Source organism: Herbaspirillum sp. B65 (assembly GCF_000333555.1).
GTDB classification, from domain to species: domain Bacteria; phylum Pseudomonadota; class Gammaproteobacteria; order Burkholderiales; family Burkholderiaceae_D; genus Herbaspirillum; species Herbaspirillum rubrisubalbicans.
Window position 1 is genome coordinate 1 of the sequence record NZ_BADI01000982.1, and the last position, 3,946, is coordinate 3,946.

Annotated in this window: 3 protein-coding genes; 1 reads left to right on the forward strand and 2 read right to left on the reverse strand. The window is 63.3% G+C overall.

Features of this window, described 5'->3' with window-relative positions; all coding sequences use genetic code 11:
• Positions 1 to 69 precede the first annotated feature (69 nt).
• Complete coding sequence (locus tag I5W_RS23075; protein WP_252717189.1) at positions 70 to 576, reverse strand: hypothetical protein; 507 nt, start codon at positions 574 to 576, stop codon at positions 70 to 72.
• A gap of 161 nt (positions 577 to 737) precedes the next feature.
• On the opposite strand from I5W_RS23075, the gene I5W_RS23080 reads away from it, so the two are divergent.
• Positions 738 to 1,175, forward strand: a complete 438-nt coding sequence (locus I5W_RS23080; protein ID WP_252717191.1) for a DciA family protein — start codon at positions 738 to 740, stop codon at positions 1,173 to 1,175.
• Positions 1,176 to 1,265: 90 nt separating this feature from the next.
• On the opposite strand, the gene I5W_RS23085 is transcribed toward I5W_RS23080, so the two are convergent.
• A partial coding sequence (locus I5W_RS23085) for a molybdopterin-dependent oxidoreductase (RefSeq protein ID WP_252717190.1) occupies positions 1,266 to 3,946 on the reverse strand: 2,681 nt, incomplete at its 5' end.

The window sequence follows — 3,946 nt, forward strand, 5'->3', positions numbered from 1 at the left end:
CTGGAGGAATTGTAGGCGACGTTGACCGGTTGATTGGTCGGCAGCAGGCGCGACTTGTCTGTCCGCTCATCAGGTGGATTCCACGGCGTTGAGGTAGTCGGCGCGGTGACCGGCGTCCACCGCCAGGCTATCCAACATGCGGCGCAGCTCATCCATGCTCACATCACGCGCCGGACCGGCCTGGCTGGAGACTTCGGCACCGCCGCGACCGGGCGCTTCCTTGAAGTTGAACTCCTCGGGGCGGATGCCAGCCAGGCCCTGCACCCGCTCGCCCAGCGCATCCAGGCGCATCATCTGGGCTTGCATCTCGCCGACCTTGACGGCCATCATGGCCAAGTTTTCCTTCAGGTATTTCTCGTTGCGGCCGTCTTCTTCCTGGCTCATCGACACGGCCAGCTTGTGCAGCATGGGCGAGGCATCGGGGTTGCCGGCGCGGTTGAGCAGGAAATAGGTGATCCCCATGGAGGAGCCGGCCACCATGGTCAGCATCAGCAACAGCAGCAGCAGGATGTGCTTGGTACCCAGCGTAATGGAGCGGGCTTTGGTGAAACGGGGGTGCAACAGGATAATTTGCATCTTTGCTCCTTGGTCTCCGGCCGGTCAGACACCGGATGTGATAAGGTTTAAAGATGAAGTACCCATCTACGTTCACCCCTTATCGGCCTGCTCCCACGAGCGCTCAACGCATGGCGAAGAGCACGAAGGGAGCCGCGGATTTCTTGCGGTCGAATTCGACGATGGCGGCGCTCTTGCCCGCCCTGGCTCGCATGGGCACGCTGCAGCAGTCGGTCGCCGCGAACTTGCCGGCGATGTTTGCCGCGTGTCAGATCTTGCAGTTTGAAGCTGGCGTGCTGGTCATGAGCGCCCCCAATGCAGCGCTGGCGGCCCGGTTGAAGCAGCAAACCCCGAGGCTGCAGGACCGCCTGCTGAAGGACGGATGGCAGGTTAATTCAATCCGAATCAAAGTGCAAGTTGGCCGCATGGCCCCCCCGCCCCCGCCCAAACGGGTGCTGGAATTGACCGAAAACGCGCTGTCTTCCTTCGCCGAACTCAGCAGTACGCTGGCACGCGACCCGCGCAGCCAGGGCTTGAAGGATGCCATCGATGCCATGATACGACGCCGCCAGGCGCACGCAGCGACACAACAGGGCAAGGAAGACACGCCATTTTCTTGAAATGGTCCGCGATGCCCTCCCTGCCGTATAGCTCATCATGCGTAATGATTTATAACTTTTCCGGCAAGCCGTGGCCGGCGTTGCCCGGGCTTACATCGGCGCGGCATCCCGGGCATGTTTGAGCAGGAACTCCAGCACCGACTTTTTCTGCCCCTCGTCCAGTCCGGCGCGCGGGAACATGCTCTCGGTAATGCCGAGCCACTGCTTCTGGGTATAGTCGCCGGGCTCGCGCGGTACATGGCAGAGCGTGCAGCGTTCATAGAAGAGCTTCTCGCCCGGCGACAAATGGGTGGTCGCCTGCCCCTTGATGGCCGCCGCCCGCTCGGCCAGCCGCAACGCCGCCACCTGGATGCCGAGCTTGCCGATGCGTTCAATGGCCGGCGGCTCATAGGCCCGGTTGGGCGATTCGGCATCGTCGCAGCGCCGCAGCGTGGCCAGGCAGGTGTTGGCGCTGGACGCCTGGCTGAGCGCGCTGGCAGCAATGCTGCTGGTGATCATGTTGATGGAGCCGCTGTTGCAGCGTCCGCGTGAATCCAGCTGAATCCAGTTGCCCTCTTCCAGACTGACCACGCCCTGCATGATGCGCGCGGTGATGGCGGCACCGGCGATGAGGGTGCCGCGCGCATTGCTCAACTCCACCAGATCGCCGTCCCGGATATCCAGTGCGGCCGCATCCTGCGGATTGATCAGCACATGCTGCCGCCCCTGCACGTTCTGCTCGAAGCGCACGTCGGCCTGGGCCATCTGCGAATGGACGCGGTTCCACGGATGCGGGCTCACCACATGGACCTGGCCCGGCTTGGCATTGCCCAGGAACTCGGCGGGTTCCAGATACTTGGGCATGGGCGGGCAGTCGGGCAGCTTGAAACTGTCGATCTGGGCGCAATACAGTTCGATCTTGCCCGAGCGGGTATGCAGGGGATGTTGCTCCGGGTCCCGGTAGAAGTCCCCGTGGCGGACCCAGCCCCGCATTTCCTGCGGCACTGGCAGCCTGGCCACACCCTCGCGCCAGAAGTGCTGGAAGGATAGTGTGGGCTGCGCCGCCTGGAAGGATTCCGTCAGGATCTGCATGATGCTCTTGCCCTCGGTGAACTGGTAGCCCACGCCCATCAGGCCAGCCAGGCGGCTGAAGATCTCCAAGTCGTCCAGGCTCTGCCCATAGGGCTGGATCACCTGGCGCATCGCATAGATCTTGTCGTTGCTGTAGGTGCCACCGCTGCTGATGTCGTTACGTTCCAGCTCGGAGGTAGCCGGCAGCACGATGTCGGCAAAGCGCGCCGAGGCGCACCACCAGGGGTCCTGGCAGATGATGGTCGGGACCTGCCGGTTCAGGGCGCGGATCAGTTCATTGGTGTTCTGCTGGTGCGAGAGGAAATTGTTGCCGGCGTTGTAGATCAGCCTGACATCGGGATAGCTATGGGTGGCGCCATCGCGGGTGTACTTGCCGCCCGGATTGAGCAGCATCTCGCTGATGCGCGAAGCGGGGCAGCGCGTGGTCACGGGATTACGTCCCTGCGACAGCCCGACCGGCATGATGGCATTGGATTGCACCATGCCACCGCCACCGTAATGCCAGCTGAATCCCACGCCCTGGCCGGGCTTGCCGATCTTGCCGACCATCGCGGCGAAGTTGATGATGGCCCAGTGTGTCATCTCGCCATGATGCGCACGCTGCAGCGACCAGGCCCCGGCGAACTGCACCCGCTGCGGGCCGGAGAACAGCTCGGCCAGCGTCCTGATCTGCGCTGCCGGTACTCCCGTGATGGCGGCGGCCCACTCCGGCGTCTTGGGGGGAGAACCATCCGCGTCCCGCCCCAGCAGGTAATCGCGAAACTGCTCGAAGCCGACCGTGTACTTCGCCAGGTAGGCCTGGTCCTGCCGTCCCGTGCTCAGGACGTGGAAGGCCATGGCCAGGAACAGGGCAGTATCGGTATTGGGGACGATCTTGATCCACTCGGCTTGCAGCAGCTCGTCGGTGGCGGTGTACTGGGGATTGATGGAAATAAATTTCACGCCGCGCGCACGGATCTTCTTCCAGTTTTCCGTCATCTGGTGATCGGCCACCGTGTATTCGATGCGATTGTTCTTGATCGGGTCGGCCCCGACCCAGACCATGATGTCGGTATGCGCGGCCAAGACTTCCCAGGAGGTTTGCGGTGAATAGACTTCCATGTCGCCGATGACGTAGGGCAGGCTGATCTGCGAGGCACCACCGGAATAATCGCCAGTCGTCGTGGAGTGGCCACCGATCAACCCGAACAGCCGCCCCTGCAGCACCTGCGGGCGCATCAGTCCGGCGTGCGACCAGCCGCCGTAGGAAGAACTGAACAGCGCCTGGTTGCCATGCTGCTCGGCGGTGCTGAGGATGGCCTCGGCTACCAGGGCCAGCGCTTCGTCCCAGCTCACCTGCACGAAGGGCTCATGGCCACGCAGGTGGCGCGTGGCGGCATCGGCGCCGCGTCTGGCCAGCCACGACTTGCGCACCATCGGCGCGGCCACCCGGGTCTTGCTGTAGACCCGGCTTAACACGCCCTTGGTCAGCATGGTGGTCGGGGTGGCGTCGAGTTCCGGCAGCGGCTGGATGCCGACCAGTACGCCTTTCTTCACGACCGCCTTGAACGGTCCCCAATGACAGGCGCTGGGAATGAGGGTGGTGTCCTTGCCGAACACCTCATGGGTGCCGAACAGGGTCAGTCCGCCTGCGGCGATGGTGGTAGCGGCGGTGGTCTTGAGAAAGTCGCGTCGACTCAATGGCATGATGTTCCCAAAAA